Consider the following 20,931-nt stretch of genomic DNA (forward strand, 5'->3'; position numbering starts at 1 on the left):
CGGCCCCGTGCGGGGCCGGCCTTCCGTGTGTCTGGCGCTGTTAGTCGCGGGTCAGCTTGCGGTGGGTGACCCGGTGCGGCTTGGCGGCGTCGGGTCCGAGCCGTTCGACCTTGTTCTCCTCGTAGGACTCGAAGTTGCCTTCGAACCAGTACCACTTGGAGGGGTTCTCGTCGTCACCTTCGTAGGCGAGGATGTGGGTCGCCACTCGGTCCAGGAACCAACGGTCGTGGGAGACCACCACGGCGCAGCCCGGGAAGTCGAGCAGCGCGTTTTCCAGGCTGCTCAGGGTTTCGACGTCGAGGTCGTTGGTGGGTTCGTCAAGGAGCAGCAGGTTGCCGCCCTGCTTGAGGGTCAGTGCGAGATTCAGGCGGTTGCGCTCACCGCCGGAGAGCACGCCGGCCTTCTTCTGCTGGTCCGGGCCCTTGAAGCCGAACGCCGAAACGTAGGCACGCGAAGGCATTTCCACCTGGCCGACCTGGATGTGGTCCAGGCCGTCGGACACGACCTCCCACAGGGTCTTATTGGGGTCGATGCCGCCGCGGGACTGGTCCACGTAGGAGATCTTGACGGACTCACCGATCTTCAGGTTGCCGCCGTCCAGCGGTTCGATGCCGACGATCGTCTTGAAGAGTGTGGACTTGCCGACGCCGTTGGGGCCGATGACGCCGACGATGCCGTTGCGGGGCAGGGAGAAGGAGAGGTCCTCGATCAGGACGCGGTCCTCGAAGCCCTTCTTGAGGTCGGTGGCTTCGATGACCAGGCTGCCCAGGCGCGGTCCCGGCGGGATCTGGATTTCCTCGAAGTCGAGCTTCCTGGTGCGCTCCGCCTCGGCGGCCATCTCTTCGTAGCGGGCCAGACGTGCCTTGGACTTGGTCTGGCGGCCCTTGGCGTTCGAGCGGACCCACTCGAGTTCCTCGCTCAGGCGCTTGGCCTGCTTGGCGTCCTTCTTGCCCTGGATCTCCAGGCGGGCGCGCTTCTTCTCGAGGTAGGTGGAGTAGTTGCCCTCGTACGGGTACAGGCGGCCGCGGTCCACTTCACAGATCCATTCCGCGACGTGGTCGAGGAAGTAACGGTCGTGGGTGATGGCCAGCACGGCGCCCGGGTAGCTGGAAAGGTGCTGTTCGAGCCAGAGCACGCTTTCGGCGTCGAGGTGGTTGGTCGGTTCGTCGAGCAGCAGCAGGTCAGGCTTCTGCAGCAGCAGCTTGCAGAGGGCCACGCGGCGGCGCTCACCACCGGAGAGCACTGTGACATCGGCGTCGCCCGGCGGGCAGCGCAGCGCGTCCATGGCCTGCTCCAGCTGGGAGTCGATGTCCCATGCGTCGGCGGCGTCGATGGCTTCCTGGAGCTTGCCCATCTCGTCGAGCAGGGTGTCGTAGTCCGCGTCCGGGTTGGCCATCTCTTCAGAGATTTCATTGAAGCGCTGGATCTTGCCGTAGATCTCGCCGACACCTTCCTGGACGTTGCCCAGGACTGTCTTTTCCTCGTTCAGGGGCGGCTCCTGCAGGAGGATGCCCACGGAGTAGCCGGGGCTAAGACGGGCCTCGCCGTTGGACGGGGTGTCGAGCCCCGCCATGATCTTCAGGATTGTGGACTTACCGGCACCGTTCGGGCCGACGACGCCGATCTTCGCGCCGGGGAAGAACGACATGCTGACATCGTCCAGGATAAGTTTGTCGCCAACAGCCTTGCGGGCCTTGGTCATCGTGTAAATGAATTCCGCCATGCCCTTAAATCTAATGGGTGGCAAGGCAGATCTCACATTCGGAGCAATGCGCAGCGGGCCTAACGGGTGTCCCCGGCAAAGCATCTGCCGTCAGCCAGCAGAGGCAGCACGGTCACCGTGACGCGGCCGTCGCGGACTTCGCCGACGACGCATTCCGTGCCGGAGCTGACTGCTGCTTCAACAGCGTCCACCTCCAGGCCCGTCGGGGTCCTGCTCGCAGACACCTCCACGGCTTTGGACGCAACGCCCGCAGCGACGAGCCGGGACCGCAAGGTTTCCTGCCCTGGCTCGGGACCCGCGCCCCGCAGCGTGTCTTCCATCATCCGCAGCAGCCGTTTCGTCCCCGGTTCCGGTTGCGACGACGGACGTGTCCTTCCAGATGTGCCGCTCACCGGCGCGCCGGTCACAGAGCCGGCGTTCGCCGAGGCGCCACTCGCTGGTGCACCGCCGGATTCGGCGGCCGGACCCGAGGCCGGCGCTGCGCAGGCTGACACCGCAAGGAGCACCACCGCGGAGAACAGCGTCGCGGAAGACAGCGCAACAGCACGTGGCACCGGCCCGCTACGACGCCGTCGTGCGATCGCGCTCGTGTACGTCCCGCCGTGTTTCACCTGGCCATTCTGCCACGCGGATCCGGCCGCCTCCCGGACGCATCAACCGGCGCCGGGAGGCCAGCCGGACGGTTACGGCCCCGGGCCGCCTCACGCGGACGTGTCCAGAAGTTCCCCGGTCGCGGTGTCCACGAGAGTGGGATCGCCGCCGTCGTCTTCCCCAAGGATCTCCAGCCGGGAACCGGGGTCCCCGCCGTCACCCTCGCCGTCGCCGTCCGGAAGGGGCGCCTCGGCGTCACCGCTGCCTTCCGGCCACGGAGCATCCTCCGCCGTGCCCTGACCGGCCTGTGCCGATGCCTGCTGCGGAGTGGAGTTGCTTGCCATCCGGGTGAAGTTCGCGGAACCCCACATGAGGTCATGCCCCACGGACTCGGCGTCGATTTCCGCCACGTGGTAGATGCGGCCCTCACGTTCCCATTGGCGGAGCCGGAGTTTACCGAGGACGATGACGCGCTGGCCCTTCTTGATGCTGCAGCCCATATGCCCCGCCAGATGCCTGAAACTCTGTACGGTGAACCAGTTGGTGTTTCCGTCGATCCATACGTTGTTGGCGCGGTCGAAGCGCCGCTCCGTCGACCCGATCCTGAAGGAGGCGGTGGCGATACCGCCTGGTGTGGTGGAACTCTTGACCTCCGAGGCAACGAAGCCGCGGACAGTGATGATGTCGTTCATGGTGCGTCCTAACGTGGTTGGGTTGCCTGTCCGGCCCTCCCAGCATCACGCCGGCGCAACGCCGCCGGCAGGTCCCGCTGCCCGTATGTGGATACCCCGGCGAAAATCCGGCTGTGGAGGAGCAGTGCCGGCTCTGGACCCACGCAACGGACTTACAAAAACACCCCCGGTCCGTAGACCGGGGGTGTTTTGGATGTCCGTCGCATCACAAAAGCGCCCCGGGAGGGAATCGAACCCCCGACCAAGAGATTAGAAGGCTCCTGCTCTATCCTCTGAGCTACCGAGGCGGGCGCCTGCCGGTCCATCCCGGCGGCGACACCACGAGTTTACCCTGCGCAAGGACTCCGGCTGCCCGCCGCCCTGGAGGGTGACGGCCAGGGCATGACGATCCTAGGAAAAGACCAGCGGTTCGCCCGTTTCCAAGAGCGTCTTGAGGCTCGCAACGACTCCCGGCCAGCCGTCGGTGACACCGGCCAGGACGGCACTGCCTTCTTCGAACCCCGAATGCGTCACGGTGAGCTTGGCCATGTCCGTGAGCGGTTCAATCTCGAAGGCCACCCTGGAACGTCCTTCGGCCGCCATCGCCGCGAACTCGTCGCCCGGGGCGCCCACCGCCGCCCCGAATTCCGGAGTGATCGTATGCCAGGTGAACGCGAGCCTGCGGGGTTCGTCCGCGGCCAGGACAACCTGCTCGGGGTCCGCAATCGTCACGCCTGCCACTTCCCAGGTGATTGCGGAGCCTTGCTTCCAATCCGATCTGAGGGCAACACCCCAATAGCGCTCCGTGAAGGACGGATCGGTCAGGGCCTGCCACAGTTGCTCCGGCGTGGCCTTGATGTAGGTGGCGTAGACGAACTGCAGGCCCTGCGTGCCCGGATCATTCGTGGTCATGGTGCTTGGCTCCAATGCTGTCTCTTCCGTGGCTGGCTTTGATCGGAGCATCCGTTGCCGGAGCGGACAAAGTCAAGGGCTGCCTCCGTCCGGAACCCCGGGTTAGACTCCGTGGCATGGAGCAGAACTCCGCCGAAATCCTGACCCGCCCCGCACAGTGGGCCGACGTGGACGAACTCTTCAGCGGCAAGGGAGAACCCGGCCGCTGCTGGTGCCGGTGGTTTTCGATCCCCGGCAAGGCCTGGAACGACACTCCCGCGGAGGGCCTCCGCGAGCAATTGAAGTCGGCGTTCGACGCCGGCCCGGAGCCCGGCGTCATCGCGCTCAAGGATGGCGTCCCCGTGGGATGGTGCGCCGTTGAACCCCGGCACTGCTACCCCCGGATCGAGCGGTCGCAGATCCTGCGTTCGGCCGGCGCAGCGGCCGCCGACGGCGACGACGTTTGGTCTGTCAGCTGTTTCGTCGTCGCTCCAGGGCACCGGCGCGGCGGGATCGCAAGTGATCTCCTGGCCGCCGCCGTCGGACACGCCTTCGCCAACGGCGCCCGCATCATCGAAGGCTACCCGGTGGATCCGTCCCTGCGGCCAAAGGCCGGGTCTTCGGACCTCTACCACGGGACGGTTTCCGTCTTCGCCCGCGCGGGCTTCGAGGCGATCCCCACGTCGGTTCCGGGAAGGGCCGTCATGCGGCTGCTGCGCCCGGGTGCGGCGGCCCCCGAGTAGTATCCGCCCCGGCCTACAGTGGTGCCATGCACACGCAGGAACTCATCGCGGGCATCCGGGCATCGCTGGAAGCCGCTGGCGATCCGGAACGCGCCCGCTCGGCCCAGGCGTACATGAAGTCGGACATGCCGTCGCTCGGCGTGCCGGTTCCCGAAGTCCGCAGGATCGTGAAGGCCGCCGCGAAGGCGTCTCCGTTCGCTACGGAAACAGAGCTGCGCGACGCCGTGCTCCGGCTATGGCGCGAGGCGGGCGTCCGCGAGGAGCGCTATGCGGCGATCGATCTCACTGCTGCGCGCCTGGTTGCTGCCGACCTGCAAATGATCCCGGTGTACGAAGAGTTCATCCGCAGCGGCGCCTGGTGGGACCTGGTGGACGGCGTTTCGCCACGGATCCGGGACCTGCTGCTTGCGCATCCGGACGCCATGGCGGAGCTGGTGCTGCATTGGGCGGCCGACGGCGACATGTGGGTCAGGCGCGCGGCGATCACCTCCCAGCTGGGAGCCAAAGCCCGGACCAACCGGACGCTGCTGGCCGCCGTGATCCTGCCCAATCTGGGCGACGGGGAGTTCTTCATCCGGAAGGCGATCGGGTGGGCCTTGCGCGAGTACAGCAAGAGCGATCCCGGGTGGGTGGCGGGGTTCGTTGCCGAACACAAGGAGCGGCTGAGCTCCCTGTCCTACCGTGAAGCCGTGCGCCGCCTGCCGGCGGGCACCGGCGCTAGATGACGGTGTTGGTGAGCGGCTGGTCCCTGCGGCTGAAGAGGTGCTTGGTGCGCGGGTCGAGGAAGATCAGGTAGAGGGCGAACAGCAGGGCGATGATGGCAGCCGCGTTCCGGGCGAGCACCAAGGCCAGGCCCACGTCCCCGCTCTGGAGGTACGGGAAGACCTCCAGCTGGTCGGAGATCGCGTAGACCATGAAGAAGGAGACCACGAAGTACAGGGTTTTCACCTGCCAGTCGTTGCGGATGCCGGTCACCGCGAACAGCGGGATCAGCCACACGACGTACCAGGACTGGATCATGGGCGCCAGCAGGACGATCGCCGCGAACGCAAGGGTCAGGCGCCGCATGACCCGGTCATGGCTGCCGCGGAAGACCTGCCAGGCGACGATGCCCACCGCTAGGATCTTGCCGGCGTCGTACACCCATTTCGCAAGGCCCCAACCGTCAAGGCCGAAGACGTTCACTATCGAGGCGACGATCAGGCCGAGCAGCCCCACCGGGGCGTACCAGATCCACACGCTGCCCGGCGCCGAGAGTCCCTTGATCCAGCCGAAGCCGAAGCCGTTGACGGCGCCCAGGGCGTAGAGGAGCGCCAGAGACAGGCCGGCAGTCAGCGCCCAGAAGAGGAACTTGCGCGGCCAGCTGGCCCCCTTGCCCGCCCACATGAGGCCGATGAAGGGCAGGAACACCACAGTGATCGGCTTGACCGAAATGGAGAGGGTGACCAGCACGATGCCCAGGATCACCCGGCGGGTGGCGCAGTAGTAGAGCCCGGCGAGGGCCAGGCCGATCATGAGGGCGTCGTTGTGGACGCTCGCGATGAAGTTCGTGAGGAAGAGCGGATTCGCGGCGGAAAGCCAGAGGGCGCGATGCGGGTTGACGCCGTGCAATTCGGCGAGCTTGGGGACGTAGATGACGCACAGTACGATCCCGACGGCGGCCGCCAAGCGGAACAGCATGATGCTGGCTTCGGGCTGGACATTGGTCACCCACACCACGAACTGCTCGATCCAGAGGAACACCTGGCCGTACGGCACGGGGGCTTCGGTCCACATCTTGTCCGCGCCCAGCTGGAAGTAGTTGGGCAGGGCCGAGATGCCGTTCTCGTAGGGATTGATGCCTTCGACCATCAGCCTGCCCTGCCCGATGTAGGCGTACACGTCGCGGCTGAAGAGCGGGACGGTGAACATCATCGGCAGGCCCCAGGCGACAATCGCCTGAAGCGTCGCCTTCCGCGCATCCTGGCCCCAGACCCGCACGCGCTGGCCCAGGCGGAGCCACGCCCGCACCAGGAGCATGCCGCCGACCGAGAGCAGCACGATGGACAGTGCAACGCCTGCCGCCTCCGTGCGCATCCAGATGAACAGCGGCAGGCGGCGCAGCTCGGACACGGGGGCAAGCCACCCCACCCCCAGGGATCCGATGACCAGGAACATCGATCCAATGAAGCCGGCAATCAGGGGAGAGCGGGGATTGTCCACTTCCGCCAACGTTCCTGCGGCCGACGGCGTCCCGTCGTCCTTGCTGGCGGCAGGTACAGGCGCCGTCATTGTCAGAAATATCCAATCGTTTGCCGAGCAGGTTCCGGACCTGCCCCCGGGCAGTCCAAACAGGGAATAAGCAGGGCGGAAAACCAGCCTCTGCCGTGCTCGAAATCGTATCATCGGAGCGGCATCGGGCGGCTGAACTGTAGTCTGGGCGGGTGCCTATTACTAATGAACGCATCGTCTGGATCGACTGCGAAATGACCGGCCTGGATCTCGAAAAGGACGCACTGATCGAAGTGGCCGCCCTGGTCACCGACTCCGAGCTGAATATCCTGGGCGAGGGCGTGGATGTTGTCATCAAGCCCGAAGATGCCGCGCTTGAGCAGATGAACGACTTTGTCCGGGACATGCATACCCGGTCCAAGCTTCTTGATGAACTGCCCCACGGCAAGACGATGGCGGAGGCCGAAGCACTCATCCTGGAGTACATCGAGGCGTGGGTTCCGGACCCGAAGAAGGCTCCGCTGGGCGGGAACTCGGTCGGAACGGACCGCACGTTCCTCGTCCGGGACATGCCCAACGTCATCGAGCACCTCCATTACCGGGTGATCGATGTCAGCACCATCAAGGAACTCTCCCGCCGCTGGTTCCCACGGGCCTACTTCCAGGCGCCCGCCAAGCACGGCGGCCACCGCGCCCTGGGCGACATCAAGGATTCGATCGACGAGCTGCGCTACTACCGCGAAGCCGTCTTCGTCCCCGCGCCCGGCCCGGACACAGCCACGGCCCAGAAGGTCTCCAAGCGTATTTCGGGAAGCGTCGGGAACAGCACTACGGTGTGATCTGCGTTACCTTTCCCGGAATTTTCTCCGAAACGGCAAAAAGTGGCGTTGCGGCCACGAAACTCGGGGTATAGTTTTTGTCGTTGCCTTCGCAGGTGGCGGGTCATTCCGCTGCTCACAAGGCGCATGGTGGGCGTAGCTCAGTTGGCAGAGCGCCTGGTTGTGGTCCAGGAGGTCGCGGGTTCAACCCCCGTCGCTCACCCGCATAAGGCTGGTAGTTGGTACCGGTCAGCCAAAGGCCGCACTGGTTTTCCAGTGCGGCCTTTGCTTTTTCCCGCTACCGTCGCTCAGCAAGGAACCAACCGCCATGACCGTCCTGCCCATCACCATCTGGGGCGAACCCGTACTGCACCGCCGGGCCACTGAAGTTGAAGCCTTCGACGATGAGCTGCGGACCTTGATCGCGGACATGGTCGAAACCAATGAGGCGGCGAACGGCGTAGGCCTTGCCGCACCCCAGGTGGGCGTCGGCAAGCGGATCTTCATCTTCAAATACGCCAATGACGACGACGCGCCGGACGAAGGCGTCGTGGTCAATCCGGTCCTGACCCTCTCCAAGGTGTCCGGTGCGCTGCCGGATCCGGAGGAGCATATCGAGGGGTGCCTGTCCTTCCCCGGTGAGAGCTACCCGCTGCAGCGCGCCGAGTGGGCCCGGGTGCAGGGCTTCGACGGCGACGGCAAGCCCGTCGACTTCGTGGCCACCGGCTGGTTCGCCCGGGTGATGCAGCACGAATTCGACCACCTTGACGGGAAGCTCTACGTAAACCGCCTCGTGGACCGCTATTCCAAGAAGGCCATGAAGCAGGCCAAGAAGCACGGCTGGGGAGTCCCGGGCCTGACCTGGATGCCCGGCGTCGACCCGGATCCCTTCGGGCACTGACCCCTGTCATCGAGCGATCGGACCTTGGCCGTGGACAACACAGCTTTGTTTGACCTCCTGGACATCCGGGACGACGACGCGCGGGAATGCGCGGCCCTCCTCTCCACGCCCCCAAGCGCCGCAGTCCTCTCGGCCCTGTCGGCCTTCGAGGGGCGGCTTGGCACCTTCCCCTCCGGGCCGGCCTCCGCTGACGGCTGCACCGAGCGCGACTGGATCGAGGCGCTCCTGCGCTTCGCGCCCGCCGCCGCCTCGTACCACCGCTCGCTCGGCATCCCGGCCGGGCTTTCGGCAGCGATCCTGGCCGACGTCGGCTTGAACCTGCGCATCAACCGCCGCGTCCACGGGCATTTCGGCCTCGACACGTGGGGCTGGCTCACGCTGCACATGGCCGGAAACATGTTCCGGCTGGGCCGCCTGCAGTACCACTTGGTGCGCAGCAGCGGCGGGGCATCACCGGTGCTTGAAGGCGAATGGCTCGTCGGCGTACACATTCCCGAGGACGGCGGCCTCTCCCCCGCCGTCGTGGACGAAAGCCTGGCCCAGGCGCGAAGCTTCCTGGACCGCCACTTTGCGGACAAGCCGGTCCGGCTGGCCACCTGCGACTCCTGGATGCTGGACCCGTATCTTGCCGAACGGCTCCCCGAGAGCAACATCGCATCATTTGCCCGTCGCTTCACCGTGGACCGGTGTTCGGACGCCGCCAGCGACGCCGTCTACTTCACCTTCCGCACCAGGGACATGGAGAACCTGGCGCAATTGCCCCGGGACACTTCCCTGCAGCGGGTCGTCCTTGAGCGGATCGACGACGGCGGCACCTGGCAGCTCGGGCACGGTCACCTCGAGCTCCCTGCAGCACCCTGACCGGCACGCCGGCTTTGCGCCGGGCGTGACCGGCCAAGGCCCGACCAGGGCAATGCCGCCCGGCTGGCCGGGCCGACCCAGGCCACGCCGCCCGGACGGGCCCCGTCAGGGCCGGATGGTCTGCTGTCCCGGGCAGGTGGCGAGCACACGCTTCATGGCATCCTTTTCGGCGGCGGTGACCCAGAGACGGTAGGCCGCCTTGACCGAAATCTGGCGTGCGACATAGTGGCAGCGGAAGTTCTTGTTCGCCGGAAGCCAGGTGGCGGCGTCGCCGGCTCCCTTCTTCACGTTGGCGGGACCGTCGACGGCTATCAAGTTCAGCGGATCGTTGGCAAAGGTGCTGCGCTGTTTCGGGGTGAGCTGCTTGGCCCCCTTCTGCCAGGCGTCGCCCAGGGCCACCACATGGTCGATCTGGACGGCCTTGCTGCTTTCGGAGCCGCGCCGGAATTCAATCGCTTTGCCGACGTACGGTTCGGCGAGGCCACCGCCGGCCACCTTGCATTTGGAGCCGTCGCTGAACCGCAGGGAGCTCAGGTCCCGACGGAGGATGTCGTTCCGGGTATCGCAGCCGTTGTGGTCGGCGTCCAACCAGGCTTGGCCGAATTGCGAGCGGTCATAGTCGTCCTTGGCTGCGCGGCCTTTGACGGGAAGGGTCTCAAGCGCTTCTGCTGCCGTACCATGCGGAACGGGGGCCACCGGTGCGACGGGCTTCATCCAGCTGTAGTCCGCCACGGGCGCCGCGGCGGGCCCGCCACCCGGACCTTCCGCCACGGCGAACTGACCGTTGCCGAAGAACCATGCAACGCCGCCCACGGCGGCTGCCACGACGAAGGCCAGCACGGCCCAGGCTTGGCGGGATCGGCGTCGGGCACGCCGGAAGGCGGTCCAGGTGGTACTCAAGGGAAGGGTCCTTTCACTGTGGCTTCAATCCCCTTGAGCCTAGGCCAGGCGGCAGACATTTTTGGTGCCATCCACAGTGTGGAGGAGAACACACAAGCCGCGCTGGCCGGCAAAGCAAAAATGGGAGCTATTGCTCCCGGGCGACCCGTTTGAGGTCTTCGTCGGCTACTGCCAACAGTGATTCAAGCTGCGCCACGCGCTCCGCGGTGACGTCCCCGGCAGCGTGGGCGGCGCGGGCGGCGTCGAGCAGCCTTTTGGCTTCTTTCTGGTTTGCCCGGGCTACGTCGAGTGCGTGCTCAAGCGTGGTGTCGTGGTCCAGGATCTCTTCGCGTTCCATGGGGACCATTCTGCTCAGCTTTCCCGGCCGATTCCAGAGAACCGGCCGGGAAAGCCGAAGCTTCCTGAAAACAGGATCAGACGGTGGCCGCTTCCAAAGCAGGCTCGGCCGCGGCGGGTGCTTCCTGTGCCGGGAAGAACGGCGGGTTCACGCCGGCCATTTCCTCCATGACACGGACCACCTGGCAGCTGTAGCCGAACTCGTTGTCGTACCAGACGTAGACCACGAGGTTCTTGTCGTTGGCGATGGTGGCCAGGCCGTCGACGATGCCTGCACGACGGGAGCCGACGAAGTCGGTGGAGACAACCTCGGGCGAATCGATGTAGTCGATCTGCTTGCGCAGCGAAGAGTGCAGGGACATTTCGCGCAGGTAGTTGTTGACCTCATCCTTGGTGGTGCCCGTCTCAAGGTTGAGGTTCAGGATGGCCATGGAGACATCCGGGGTGGGGACGCGGATGGCGTTGCCGGTCAGCTTGCCCTGCAGTTCCGGAAGGGCCTTGGCCACTGCCTTCGCCGCACCGGTTTCGGTGATGACCATGTTCAGGGCCGCCGAACGTCCACGGCGGTCGCCCTTGTGGAAGTTGTCGATCAGGTTCTGGTCGTTGGTGAAGGAGTGCACGGTTTCGACGTGCCCGTGGATGACACCGAACTTGTCGTTGAGGGCCTTCAGCACCGGGGTGATGGCGTTGGTGGTGCAAGACGCGGCGGTGACGATCGTGTCGCTGTCCTGGATGTCGCGGTGGTTGATGCCGTGGACGATGTTCTTCAGCTCGCCCTTGCCCGGCGCCGTGAGAAGCACGCGGGCCACGCCCTTGCTCTGCAGGTGCTGGGACAGGCCTTCGGCGTCGCGCCACCGGCCGGTGTTGTCCACCACGAGGGCGTCCTTGATGCCGTAGGCGGTGTAGTCCACCGTGGAGGGGTTGTCCGAGTAGATCACCTGGATCTGCACGCCGTTGGCGGTGATGGTGTTGGCTTCCTCATCCACGCGGATGGTGCCTTCGAAGGAGCCGTGCACGGAGTCGCGGCGGAGCAGGCTGGCGCGCTTGGCGAGGTCGTTCTCGGCGCCCTTGCGGACCACAATGGCGCGCAGGCGCAGGCCGTGTCCGCCGCCCGCCTTCTCGATGAGGAGGCGGGCGAGGAGGCGGCCGATGCGGCCGAAGCCGTAAAGGACGACGTCGGTACTGGTGCGGTCATCGGCGCCGCGTCGGCCGACGATCTCGGCCAGTTCCTCACGGAGGAAACCCTCCAGGGAGGTTCCGGGAGCCTGTGCCTTGAACTTCTCGTTGAGCAGGGCGATGTCGATGGCGGCCGCGCCGAGTTCAAGTCCGGCGAGGGCATCGAGCAGGGGTGCGGTTTCTTCCAGCGGGAGCTCTGCGTTGCTCATCCGGCGGGCGAAGCGGTGCGCCTTCAGGATGTTCATGGAGGACTTGTTGATGAGGCTGCGTCCGTGAATGCTGGTCACCACATTGTTTTCACGGTACAAACGGCCGATCACCGGGATCATGGCTTCGGCGAGCGCCTCGCGGCCCATCCACGAATCAAGACAAGAATCAGACGACTGGGTCACAGAACTACCTTCCTAGGGTCAACCGCGCACGTCCTCGTGCGCAGATGGCGGCCGCCCGGAGTAATCCTGCGGCACTGGCATCACTGGGGCTTCGGTCCGCCCCGGACGCCACGAACGATCGCAAAGAAAAACCGCCGGGCTGCGAACGCAGTACCGGCGGGGAACTTCAACGTTCACCATCCATTCTAGGGTCTGGGAAGCATGCCCCGGGGCGCCCGGAACAGTGAAATCACTCACATGCGCACGATGAGACTCCGGCCGCGACTCTGGCCGCGGCCTACGGCGGGTCCTACAATCCAATCATCGGTTGCCGGTGCGCCGGTTCCGCGGGGCGAACGGAAGTACTGTCGTGAGTGAAGTCCTCGAACTGCCGGGCTACTTCAAGGATGCCGACTCTGCGTCGTTGAAGGGCCAGCGGAAGTACCTGTTCCTGAACCGCTTGCGCCTGGGCAGCACCATTGCCGGCGCGGTGGGAGCCGCCATCCCCCTGGCCGTCGGGAACTTCGGCCTCTCCTCGCTCGTGGTGCTCGCAGCCTTCCTGATGGCACTCATCTGTGAACTCATCCTCTCCTATGTCCAGCCGGAGCGTGACTGGTACTCGGGGCGGGCCCTCGCCGAATCCATGAAAACGATGGCTTGGTGCTACTCCGTCCACGGGGCACCGTTCGGGACGGACCTTAGCGATGCGGAAGCGCGCAGGATACTGCGGGACCGGGCCGAGCTGTTGACCCAGAAGGGCGGCGACCGGGTGGCCATTGCCACGGACAGCCCGCTGGTCACGGGCTCCATGACGGCGCTGCGGAACAGCAGCTTCGAGGAGCGGAAGGCTGCCTACCTCAGGCAGCGGACGCTCGCCCAGCGCCAGTGGTACGCAGCCAAGGCCGCCGCGAACAAGCGCCGGGCCGAGGTGTGGCGGACGGTGCTGGTCTCGGCCGAGATCGTGGCCGTGGCATTGGCCACCCTGAAATTCGCCGGAGTCTCTGAGATCGACCTGGGTGGCGTGCTGGGCTCCGTCATCGGTGCCAGCGCGGCCTGGCTGGCCCTTAAGCAGCACGCCCAACTGGCCGCCGCCTACAGCCTGACAACCCGTGAACTCGCTCTGCAGGAGTCGCTGCTGCAGGATGCCGATGAGGCGTCCTGGGGATCTGCCGTTTCCGACGCCGAGGACGCGATCAGCCGCGAGCACACCATGTGGCTTGCTTCCCGCGGGGGCTAGCAACGCCCACCCCGGACGCGTATCCTTGATTTCACCAATCATTGTATTTATTCGTTCAGGCGAGACCAGGATCCCATGAGCGGAACAGCAGCTTCACCTTCGCCCGGCCGCTCCGGCAGGCGCGTTTTCATCTCCTACGCCCGTGAGGACCAGGACGCACTCAACGACATCCGGGCAGGCATTTCGGCCCTGCACCACGAGGCGTGGGTGGACAGCAACCTGGACGGCGGCCAGGCGTGGTGGGACGTCATCCTCGAGCAGATCCGTACATGCGACGCGATGATCCTGGTGGTGTCCCCCAGCCTGATCGACTCCGAGGCGGCAACCCGTGAGCGGGACTACGCGCGCAGGCTCCGAAAGCCATTGATACCGCTCGTCGTCAAACCCGTCCGTTCAGACTTGCTTCCGCCGGACATCGCGACGCTGCAGTTCATCGACTATACGAACCGGACTCCCCTCACCGGCGCCCAGCTCGCCAATGCACTCTTCTCCGTTCCGACGGACGCCGCGCTGCCAGAGCCGCTCCCCGACCCGCCGGCGGTTCCCGTGTCCTATCTGGGTGATCTGGCCGCTGACCTGCGGCGGGAAGCCCTCAGCGCCGATGAGCAGTTCTCCATCCTCGCGAAACTCAGGGCCTCCCTGGAGCGACCCCGGGAACATGACGCTGCCGCCGAACTCCTCGGGGTGTTGGAGGGCCGTCGCGATCTCCTCCACCAAGTGGCCAAGGATATCGAGCGGGTCCGGCAGGACGATGACCTCCGCTCCCGGGCCAGCCATCCAATTGCCGTGGCCGCGGATTCCGAGCCAGTTCCGGCGCCGCAGAAAGCCCCTGAAGCGCAGAAGGCGCCGGAGCCGATCTTAGCGGCCGGGGGCCACTCCCCGACGCCACAGGCAGCGCCCGCGGCAGCCCGGAATGTTCCGCATCCCAACCGGCAGGCCGAGCCGTTCGCGGGAAATCCGCAACCCGTGAATCCTGGCGTCTTTCCGCAGGCGCAAACGAACCCTGCTTACGCGGGTGCACCGATGCCGCAACAACAGCAAAGCTTCCGTCAGCTGCCCCAAGACTTCCGGTTCGTGCAGCAACCGGCACCGCCACAACGATTGGCGCTGTCCATCATCGCCCTGGTGTTGTTCATCCCGCTCGGAGCAGTGGCACTCTACTTTTCAACCCAGGTTCCGGGACGCTGGAACACAGGGAACCCCGCGGGCGCACTCGACGCGTCCAAAAAGGCCCAGCTTTGGGGCTGGATCGGCATCGGGGTCGGCGGTTTCTTCTGGTTCGTATCCTTCGCGAGCTCCCTGCAGACGAGTTACTACTACTAGTCGCGCGCTAAGGGCACCGAAAAGGGTGCGTGGGACGGGGCAGCCGATACGCCGGGTTCTGTCATTCCGGGCCGTTGCCGGCCGGGAAGAGGCGACCATCCATCTACGAACGCCGTTGCCGGCGCCCTCCAGCGGCCTACCCGGACACTCGGGCGGGCAGCCCTCGAACGTGTCCTGTCTGGCCTTGCTCCGGGTGGGGTTTACCTAGCCTTCCCGGTCACCCGGGAAGCTGGTGGTCTCTTACACCACCGTTTCACCCTTACCTGCGTTCCGTGCAAATGCACGGAGGCGGCGGTCTGTTTTCTGTGGCACTGGCCTGCGGGTTACCCCGAGTGGGCGTTACCCACCACCCTGCCCTGTGGAGCCCGGACGTTCCTCGAGCCACTTGCGTGGCGCGCGGCCGCCTGGCTGCCCCGTCCGCAGTACAGTCTACCGGCGCCGGGACGGGCTCCGGACCCCGGTAATATCGACGGGTGCTGATTCTCCTCCCACCCTCCGAAGGTAAGACTCCCGCGGCCAAGGGCCCCGCCGTCGACTGGGAGGCGCTGAGCTTCCCCGGGCTCAACAGCTACCGGGCCAAAGTACTCGACGCCCTTGGCCTGGTCAGTGCGCACGAGGACGCCCTCGCCCTGCTGGGTGTCGGCGCCTCGCTGCGGGACGACGTCGAACGCAACACCCGGCTGCACGCCGAACCGGCGGCCCCGGCGTACGAACTGTACTCGGGCGTCCTCTACGACGCGCTCGGCTACAAGTCACTGACTCCGGCGCAGCGCCGCAAGGCCGCCGAATCGGTCCTGGTCATCTCCGCCCTCTGGGGCGCGCTCGGCTTCGGCGACCGGGTGCCCGCCTACCGGCTGTCGATGGGAACCGCACTGCCCGACGTCGGGCGGCTGGCTTCCTTCTGGAAGCCGCAGCTCACGGAGGCACTCGCCGGGAGGGCGGAAGGGCAGCTGCTGGTGGACTGCCGCTCGAGCACCTATGCCGCGGCCTGGACTCCCCCACCGGCGCAGACCGTCACGGTGAACGTCTTCACGGAGGCAAACGGCAAGCGCACCGTGGTCAGCCACTTCGCCAAGCACACACGCGGGGAGCTGGCACGCCACCTGCTCACCCGGCGGGGCAAGGCTCCGGCAACCCCCGAGCAGTTGCTCAAGGCGACCCAGGAAAGCTGGAGCGTCGAACTAGTGGAGGGCACCGCGCGCAAGGCACACGCCCTGAATATCATCCTGCAGGGCTAGCGGCGGCCAGTCAGGCTAGGCGGCAGGAGTCAGTTCCATTCCGCGGAGCGGACCAGGATGCAGCCGGAGTCGGGGCAGAAGACGATATCGTCCTCGGCGGCGGCCTTGACCTCGGCGAGGTCTCCGGGGCTCAGGGTCATCCCCGAGCCTTCGGACCTGCCGTGGAACAAGCGGGCCGCACCGACCCCGCGCTTGGCCAGCGTCTTCTCATAGATGTCCAGGGCGCTGGCGTCCACGCCGGCTGCGAAGGTGTTCCGTTCGGCGCGGACGCCGTCCTCTTCGGCGGCCACCTCGGCGATCGCGGCATCCAGTTCGGCCCGGATCCCGGCGAAGGAACCCTGGATGTCATCCACGATCTGCTGCTGGGCTGCCTGCTTTTCGCGAAGCCCGTCCAAGCGTTCGAGGATTTCCAGTTCCACGTCCTCCAGGTCGGAGCGGCGCCGGTTCAGGGACGCGATGTCGCTTTGGAGTGCCACGAGGTCCTTGGAGAGGCCAGTGCCGCTGTTGAGCCTGGCTTCATCGCGTTCGATGCGGCCTGCGACCTGCTCCACGTCGGCTTCGGAGCGCCGCAGCTCGGCTTCGGCATCGTGCACTGCGAGCTTCGCCGTGCCGAGTTCGCCGTTCGCAACAGCCAGGGCGTCCCGGAGGTCGGTGATGCGGGGATCGTTTTCAAGGATGCCGCGGCGCTTGGCGAGGCCTTTGAGTTTGGCGTCCAGTGCCTGCAGGTCGAGCAACTTCATTTGTTCTGCCGGGGCTGCCTTGGCCACGTCCACCTCCGCTTGATTGTGCCGCATCCCTTCGGGATCCGGCCGGGCCTGGCGCCCGTCCTTCACCCGACTCTAGCGCCAATCCCGCCTGCCGTCCCCGCCATCGTCCGCGGGTGCGCCGGACTCAGCCCGGGGTAAGGATGAAGTCCCAGGGGTCGCTGTTGGTGCTCGCCACGCGGATCTCGACGTCGTACCCCTGGTCGGCGAGCACGTTGCCGAGGGCTTCGGCGGCGGCCGGGAGCCACAGCCATTCGCTGGCGAAATGCGAAACGTCGATCAGGTACGGGCGGCCGTTGACGGCTGATTCCCGCGCTTCCGACGCCGGGTGGTGGCGGAGGTCGGCCGTCACGTAGACATCCGCCTGGCTGGCGCGGACGGCGTCGAACAGGCTGTCACCGGCACCGCCGCAGACGGCGACCCGGCGGATGAGTGCGTCCCGCTCTCCGGACACCCTGACGCCGCCGGCAACGGCCGGAAGGACTTCGAAGACGCGGGCGGCGAAGTCGCCGAGCGTCATCAACTCGGGAAGTTCCCCCACGCGGCCGATCCCTTCCTCGGGCAGGCCCTGCGCCGCCGGGGTCAGCGGAACCACGTTGTCCAATCCGAAGGCGTCGGCGAGCACGTCGGAAACACCCCCGACGGCGGAATCACCGTTCGTGTGCACCGTCAGCAACGCGGTGCCGGACTCGATCAGCCGGTGGACGGCCAGGCCCTTGGCAGTGGTGGCGGCAACGGAGTTGACCCCCTTGAGCAGGAGCGGATGGTGCGTGACCAGCAGCTGCGCACCCCAGTCGATGGCTTCCTCGATGGTTTCCAGAGTGGGGTCCACGGCCAGCATCACCTTGCCCACCGGGGCCTCGGGGCGCCCGGCCACCAGACCCACTTCGTCCCAGTTCTCGGCCAGGGATTCGGGCCAGAGCTCCTCGACAGCCAGCAGCAGTTCGCCCAGGGTCGGGGTTCCCGGGCCGCCGTCGGATTCCTTGTCGGCCACAACCTCTTCTGCCACAGCGGTGTTCACAGCTTCCATGGGCAATATTCTTGCGCATCCAGCGCCGTCACACTTCCGTAAGGCTCCTGCGGGAATCTTCCGCGGCCTCCGGCCATTGAACAGGGCATGAAAACTTTCGTACTTGGCGGCGGCTGCTTCTGGTGCCTGGATGCCGTCTACCAGAAGACCCAGGGCGTCTCATCGGTGGTTTCGGGCTATGCGGGCGGACATGTCCGGAACCCCGGCTACTACGAGGTCTGTTCCGGAATCACGGGCCACGCCGAAGTCGTGGCGGTGACCTTCGACGAAAACGTGATTCCGGAGGAAATCATCCTGGACATGTTCTTTGCGCTCCATGACCCGACCACCCTGAACCGCCAGGGCTATGACGTCGGCACCCAGTACCGTTCGGTGATGTTCTACGAGACGCAGGAGGAGAAGGACCTGTTCGAAAAGGCGATCGCGCGCAACCAGCCCCTGTGGTCCAAGGAAATCGTCACGGAGGTCAGCAGGCTTCCCGAGTTCCATGAAGCCGAGGCGATCCACCAGAACTACTACGCCAAGTTCCCCGAACAGGGCTACTGCCAGGTGATCATCAATCCGAAGCTCGCCAAGGCCCGGAAATATTACTCTTCGTGGCTCCGTGCGTAGCAGGCCCTCGTAACGCTGGTTAGGCTGGCCACAGCATTTCCCTCTTCAGAGAACAGGCATGAATACATGGCACGGATCTACGACGACGTCACCCAGCTGATCGGCGGAACCCCCCTGGTCCGCCTCAACCGGCTCAGCAAGGACCTCGAGGCCACGGTGGCGGTGAAGCTGGAGTTCTACAACCCCGCCAACAGCGTCAAGGACCGCATCGGTGTCGCCATCATCGACGCCGCGGAGAAGTCCGGTGCACTGAAGCCCGGCGGCACGATCGTCGAGGGCACCTCCGGCAACACCGGCATCGCCCTGGCCCTCGTCGGTGCGGCCCGCGGCTACAAGGTCATCCTGACCATGCCCGAGACCATGTCCACCGAGCGCCGCGTCATGCTGCGTGCCTACGGCGCCGAAATCGTGCTGACCCCGGGTTCCGAGGGCATGCGCGGCGCCGTGGAGAAGGCCCAGGAAATCGTGGCCAACACCGAGAACTCCATCTGGGCCCAGCAGTTCGCCAACGAAGCCAACCCCGAGATCCACCGCAACACCACGGCCGAGGAGATCTGGGCCGACACCGACGGCAAGATCGACATCTTCGTGGGCGGCGTGGGCACCGGCGGCACCATCACCGGCGTCGGCCAGGTCCTGAAGGAACGCAAGCCGGAAGTCCAGATCGTGGCCGTCGAACCCAAGGACTCCCCCATCCTCAACGGCGGCACCCCCGGTCCGCACAAGATCCAGGGCCTGGGCGCCAACTTCGTCCCGGAGGTGCTGGACACCAACGTGTACGACGAGGTCCTTGACGCCTCCCTCGAGGACGCCGTCGCGACGGCCCGCTCGCTCGGCACCCAGGAAGGCATCCTCGGCGGTATCTCCGCCGGCGCGGCTGTCTGGGGCGCCCTGGAGCTGGCCAAGCGCCCGGAGAACAAGGGCAAGCTGATCGTCGCGATTGTTCCCGACTTCGGCGAGCGTTACATCTCCACTGTCCTCTTTGACGACATCCGCGGCTGATCCACCACCCTTCCTGTAGAAAGGTCTTTGTGAGCTTTTTCGCAAGACTCAAGGAAGACCTCGAGGCCGCCCGGTCCCACGACCCGGCGGCCCGAGGCTCTTTCGAGAACTTTTTTGCATACTCCGGGCTGCATGCCATCTGGGCGCACCGGCTGACGCACAAGCTGTGGCAGAACCCGGCCACCCGTTTCCCGGCCCGGCTGATTTCGCAGCTGGCACGTTTCCTGACCGGCATCGAGATCCATCCCGGTGCCACCATCGGGCGCAGGTTCTTCATAGACCACGGCATGGGCGTAGTGATCGGCGAGACCGCGGAGATCGGCGAAGACGTCATGATCTACCACGGCGTGACGCTCGGCGGACGCTCCCTCGCGAAGGTCAAGCGGCACCCCACCATCGGTGACCGGGTGACCATCGGCGCGGGCGCGAAGGTCCTGGGCCCCATCACGATCGGCGCGGACAGCGCTGTGGGCGCGAACGCCGTCGTCGTGAAGGACGCGCCGCCGGAGTCGATCATCACGGGCATCCCGGCCACTTGGCGGCACCGCGATGCCAAGTCCGAAACCAAGCCCGCGGTGGATCCGGCCGAGTACTACATCGAGTATCGGATCTAAGCCGGAAACCTGCCGTAGATGCCCCTCAGCAGGGCATCGAAGGCGCGGTCCGGCAGGATCCGCCTGAGCGCCAGAATCGAACCCGCTCCCCGGCCCGCCGGGTAGCGGGTTTTCGGTTTTCCGGACCGTGCCGCGCGGAGGATCGCGCGGGCAGCCGCCCGCGGCGGGGAGGCCAATGCGGTACCTTCCGTGCTCGCCAACGCGGCAGCCATCATGCGGGCCTGGCCGGCATAGGGCCCCTGCCCGGAAGCGGCCAGGAGGTACTCCCCTGCGATCCGGCCCCATTCCGACACCGTGCCGGAGGGTTGGATGATCGACACCGAGATGCCGTGCGGCGCGAGTTCGAGGCGCAGCGAATCGCTCAGCCCCTCGACGGCGAACTTCGTGGCGTGGTACCAGGAACCGAGTGGTTCATAGATCCGGCCGCCGATGGAGGAGACGTTGATGATCCTGCCGGCCCCGGCCTTACGCATGCCCGGGACCACTAGTTGCGTCATCCGGGCCATGCCGAAGACGTTGACCTCGAACTGGCGCCGGCCTTCCTCCAGCGGGACTTCCTCGAGCGAGTCGTAGGAACCGTAGCCGGCGTTGTTGACCAGGACGTCCACCCGGCCGTGCGCCGCCTCCACTTCCGAGACCGCTGCTGTCATGGAGGCGTCATCCGTGACGTCGAGGGCGAGGACCCGGATGCCATGGGCCTTGAGCGGTTCCATCTTGTCCGTCCGGCGGGCGCCTGCGTAGACCGTGAAACCGCTCCGGGCCAGGAGGATGGCGGCCTCGTGACCGATTCCCGTGGATGCACCGGTCACGAACACGGTTCCTGGCGTCATGGAAGCTCCCCTGATCGGGCCGCGGCGGGCCCCCGGCGGCAGCGTGGCGGCACGGCAAAGGCCGGCCTTCCCCAGTATCGGGGAACGG

General features: G+C 66.1%; 22 protein-coding genes, 2 tRNA genes and 1 other RNA gene. 12 read left to right on the top strand and 13 right to left on the bottom strand.

The features are described from left to right. Positions 1-40: 40 nt before the first annotated feature. From ettA to D3654_RS00495, 5 genes are all read right to left on the bottom strand, one after another. On the bottom strand, positions 41-1,723 hold the full coding sequence (gene ettA, locus D3654_RS00475; protein ID WP_120519583.1) for an energy-dependent translational throttle protein EttA: 1,683 nt from the start codon (positions 1,721-1,723) through the stop codon (positions 41-43). 59 nt (positions 1,724-1,782) lie between these two features. Continuing rightward, entirely contained in the window at positions 1,783-2,046 is a 264-nt protein-coding gene (locus tag D3654_RS00480) for a DUF6993 domain-containing protein (protein ID WP_120519584.1), read from the bottom strand. Between the two features lie 378 nt (positions 2,047-2,424). After that, positions 2,425-3,006, bottom strand: coding sequence for a single-stranded DNA-binding protein (locus D3654_RS00485; protein ID WP_120519585.1), 582 nt, complete (start codon positions 3,004-3,006; stop codon positions 2,425-2,427). Positions 3,007-3,220: 214 nt separating this feature from the next. Then, positions 3,221-3,293 (bottom strand) — tRNA-Arg (locus tag D3654_RS00490). 103 nt (positions 3,294-3,396) lie between these two features. Continuing rightward, positions 3,397-3,897: an SRPBCC family protein gene (locus tag D3654_RS00495; RefSeq protein ID WP_120519586.1), complete on the bottom strand. Its 501-nt coding sequence runs from the start codon at positions 3,895-3,897 to the stop codon at positions 3,397-3,399. A gap of 116 nt (positions 3,898-4,013) precedes the next feature. Here D3654_RS00495 and D3654_RS00500 point away from each other — a divergent pair, with 116 nt between their 5' ends. Together D3654_RS00500 and D3654_RS00505 are read left to right on the top strand one after the other, a co-directional pair. Continuing rightward, positions 4,014-4,619: a GNAT family N-acetyltransferase gene (locus D3654_RS00500; RefSeq protein ID WP_120519587.1), complete on the top strand. Its 606-nt coding sequence runs from the start codon at positions 4,014-4,016 to the stop codon at positions 4,617-4,619. Between the two features lie 26 nt (positions 4,620-4,645). Next, positions 4,646-5,344: a DNA alkylation repair protein gene (locus D3654_RS00505; protein WP_120519588.1), complete on the top strand. Its 699-nt coding sequence runs from the start codon at positions 4,646-4,648 to the stop codon at positions 5,342-5,344. Here the strand turns inward: D3654_RS00505 and mptB are convergent. Next, on the bottom strand, positions 5,337-6,890 hold the full coding sequence (gene mptB / locus D3654_RS00510; RefSeq protein WP_205571690.1) for a polyprenol phosphomannose-dependent alpha 1,6 mannosyltransferase MptB: 1,554 nt from the start codon (positions 6,888-6,890) through the stop codon (positions 5,337-5,339). The genes D3654_RS00505 and mptB overlap by 8 nt on opposite strands. A gap of 152 nt (positions 6,891-7,042) precedes the next feature. On the opposite strand from mptB, the gene orn reads away from it, so the two are divergent. From orn to D3654_RS00530, 4 genes are all read left to right on the top strand, one after another. Beyond that, the gene (gene orn, locus D3654_RS00515) at positions 7,043-7,669 is read left to right on the top strand and encodes an oligoribonuclease (protein WP_120519590.1); all 627 of its coding nucleotides are present in this window, start codon (positions 7,043-7,045) and stop codon (positions 7,667-7,669) included. A 129-nt stretch (positions 7,670-7,798) separates the two neighbouring features. Then, a tRNA-His gene (locus D3654_RS00520) sits at positions 7,799-7,871 on the top strand. Positions 7,872-7,976: 105 nt separating this feature from the next. Next, a complete protein-coding gene (gene def / locus D3654_RS00525; RefSeq protein WP_205571691.1) occupies positions 7,977-8,549 on the top strand; it encodes a peptide deformylase in 573 nt (190 codons plus the stop codon). A 30-nt stretch (positions 8,550-8,579) separates the two neighbouring features. Then, a complete protein-coding gene (locus D3654_RS00530) occupies positions 8,580-9,410 on the top strand; it encodes an acyltransferase domain-containing protein (protein WP_245413017.1) in 831 nt (276 codons plus the stop codon). A gap of 105 nt (positions 9,411-9,515) precedes the next feature. On the opposite strand, the gene D3654_RS00535 is transcribed toward D3654_RS00530, so the two are convergent. The 3 genes from D3654_RS00535 to D3654_RS00545 form a co-directional block, all read right to left on the bottom strand. Next, positions 9,516-10,310, bottom strand: a complete 795-nt coding sequence (locus D3654_RS00535; protein ID WP_120519593.1) for an HNH endonuclease family protein — start codon at positions 10,308-10,310, stop codon at positions 9,516-9,518. A 127-nt stretch (positions 10,311-10,437) separates the two neighbouring features. After that, positions 10,438-10,647, bottom strand: a complete 210-nt coding sequence (locus tag D3654_RS00540; RefSeq protein ID WP_120519649.1) for a hypothetical protein — start codon at positions 10,645-10,647, stop codon at positions 10,438-10,440. Positions 10,648-10,723: 76 nt separating this feature from the next. Further along, complete coding sequence (locus D3654_RS00545; protein ID WP_120519594.1) at positions 10,724-12,214, bottom strand: glyceraldehyde-3-phosphate dehydrogenase; 1,491 nt, start codon at positions 12,212-12,214, stop codon at positions 10,724-10,726. A 349-nt stretch (positions 12,215-12,563) separates the two neighbouring features. Here D3654_RS00545 and D3654_RS00550 point away from each other — a divergent pair, with 349 nt between their 5' ends. Beyond that, the gene (locus D3654_RS00550) at positions 12,564-13,430 is read left to right on the top strand and encodes a DUF4231 domain-containing protein (RefSeq protein WP_162943579.1); all 867 of its coding nucleotides are present in this window, start codon (positions 12,564-12,566) and stop codon (positions 13,428-13,430) included. A 75-nt stretch (positions 13,431-13,505) separates the two neighbouring features. After that, entirely contained in the window at positions 13,506-14,753 is a 1,248-nt protein-coding gene (locus D3654_RS00555) for a TIR domain-containing protein (protein ID WP_120519596.1), read from the top strand. Between the two features lie 31 nt (positions 14,754-14,784). Here D3654_RS00555 and rnpB read toward each other — a convergent pair. Continuing rightward, positions 14,785-15,169: RNase P RNA component class A (gene rnpB / locus D3654_RS00560), an RNA gene on the bottom strand. Positions 15,170-15,226: 57 nt separating this feature from the next. Here rnpB and D3654_RS00565 point away from each other — a divergent pair. Beyond that, the gene (locus D3654_RS00565; RefSeq protein ID WP_120519597.1) at positions 15,227-15,991 is read left to right on the top strand and encodes a YaaA family protein; all 765 of its coding nucleotides are present in this window, start codon (positions 15,227-15,229) and stop codon (positions 15,989-15,991) included. A gap of 29 nt (positions 15,992-16,020) precedes the next feature. Here D3654_RS00565 and D3654_RS00570 read toward each other — a convergent pair whose 3' ends face one another. Together D3654_RS00570 and D3654_RS00575 are read right to left on the bottom strand one after the other, a co-directional pair. Continuing rightward, complete coding sequence (locus tag D3654_RS00570) at positions 16,021-16,758, bottom strand: zinc ribbon domain-containing protein (RefSeq protein WP_120519650.1); 738 nt, start codon at positions 16,756-16,758, stop codon at positions 16,021-16,023. Between the two features lie 124 nt (positions 16,759-16,882). Beyond that, complete coding sequence (locus D3654_RS00575; RefSeq protein ID WP_120519598.1) at positions 16,883-17,785, bottom strand: Nif3-like dinuclear metal center hexameric protein; 903 nt, start codon at positions 17,783-17,785, stop codon at positions 16,883-16,885. An 87-nt stretch (positions 17,786-17,872) separates the two neighbouring features. Between D3654_RS00575 and msrA the strand changes: the two genes are divergently transcribed. From msrA to epsC, 3 genes are all read left to right on the top strand, one after another. After that, positions 17,873-18,397, top strand: coding sequence for a peptide-methionine (S)-S-oxide reductase MsrA (gene msrA, locus D3654_RS00580; protein ID WP_120519599.1), 525 nt, complete (start codon positions 17,873-17,875; stop codon positions 18,395-18,397). 66 nt (positions 18,398-18,463) lie between these two features. After that, positions 18,464-19,399, top strand: a complete 936-nt coding sequence (gene cysK, locus D3654_RS00585; RefSeq protein WP_120519600.1) for a cysteine synthase A — start codon at positions 18,464-18,466, stop codon at positions 19,397-19,399. Positions 19,400-19,428: 29 nt separating this feature from the next. Next, complete coding sequence (gene epsC / locus D3654_RS00590; RefSeq protein ID WP_120519601.1) at positions 19,429-20,013, top strand: serine O-acetyltransferase EpsC; 585 nt, start codon at positions 19,429-19,431, stop codon at positions 20,011-20,013. On the opposite strand, the gene D3654_RS00595 is transcribed toward epsC, so the two are convergent. Continuing rightward, complete coding sequence (locus D3654_RS00595; protein WP_120519602.1) at positions 20,010-20,843, bottom strand: oxidoreductase; 834 nt, start codon at positions 20,841-20,843, stop codon at positions 20,010-20,012. The two genes, epsC and D3654_RS00595, sit on opposite strands and share 4 nt — an antisense overlap. Positions 20,844-20,931: the final 88 nt, after the last annotated feature.

This window comes from Arthrobacter celericrescens, from assembly GCF_003614925.1.
Classification (GTDB): Bacteria; Actinomycetota; Actinomycetes; order Actinomycetales; family Micrococcaceae; genus Arthrobacter; species Arthrobacter celericrescens.

What these genes read in the sequence shown, in the direction of transcription:
- ettA (WP_120519583.1), bottom strand. Translation starts at nt 1,723, where the DNA reads ATGGCGGAATTCATTTACACGATGACCAAGGCCCGCAAGGCTGTTGGC.
- D3654_RS00480 (WP_120519584.1), bottom strand. Translation starts at nt 2,046, where the DNA reads ATGATGGAAGACACGCTGCGGGGCGCGGGTCCCGAGCCAGGGCAGGAA.
- D3654_RS00485 (WP_120519585.1), bottom strand. Translation starts at nt 3,006, where the DNA reads ATGAACGACATCATCACTGTCCGCGGCTTCGTTGCCTCGGAGGTCAAG.
- D3654_RS00495 (WP_120519586.1), bottom strand. Translation starts at nt 3,897, where the DNA reads ATGACCACGAATGATCCGGGCACGCAGGGCCTGCAGTTCGTCTACGCC.
- D3654_RS00500 (WP_120519587.1), top strand. Translation starts at nt 4,014, where the DNA reads ATGGAGCAGAACTCCGCCGAAATCCTGACCCGCCCCGCACAGTGGGCC.
- D3654_RS00505 (WP_120519588.1), top strand. Translation starts at nt 4,646, where the DNA reads ATGCACACGCAGGAACTCATCGCGGGCATCCGGGCATCGCTGGAAGCC.
- mptB (WP_205571690.1), bottom strand. Translation starts at nt 6,890, where the DNA reads ATGACGGCGCCTGTACCTGCCGCCAGCAAGGACGACGGGACGCCGTCG.
- def (WP_205571691.1), top strand. Translation starts at nt 7,977, where the DNA reads ATGACCGTCCTGCCCATCACCATCTGGGGCGAACCCGTACTGCACCGC.
- D3654_RS00540 (WP_120519649.1), bottom strand. Translation starts at nt 10,647, where the DNA reads ATGGAACGCGAAGAGATCCTGGACCACGACACCACGCTTGAGCACGCA.
- D3654_RS00555 (WP_120519596.1), top strand. Translation starts at nt 13,506, where the DNA reads ATGAGCGGAACAGCAGCTTCACCTTCGCCCGGCCGCTCCGGCAGGCGC.
- D3654_RS00575 (WP_120519598.1), bottom strand. Translation starts at nt 17,785, where the DNA reads ATGGAAGCTGTGAACACCGCTGTGGCAGAAGAGGTTGTGGCCGACAAG.
- msrA (WP_120519599.1), top strand. Translation starts at nt 17,873, where the DNA reads ATGAAAACTTTCGTACTTGGCGGCGGCTGCTTCTGGTGCCTGGATGCC.
- cysK (WP_120519600.1), top strand. Translation starts at nt 18,464, where the DNA reads ATGGCACGGATCTACGACGACGTCACCCAGCTGATCGGCGGAACCCCC.
- D3654_RS00595 (WP_120519602.1), bottom strand. Translation starts at nt 20,843, where the DNA reads ATGACGCCAGGAACCGTGTTCGTGACCGGTGCATCCACGGGAATCGGT.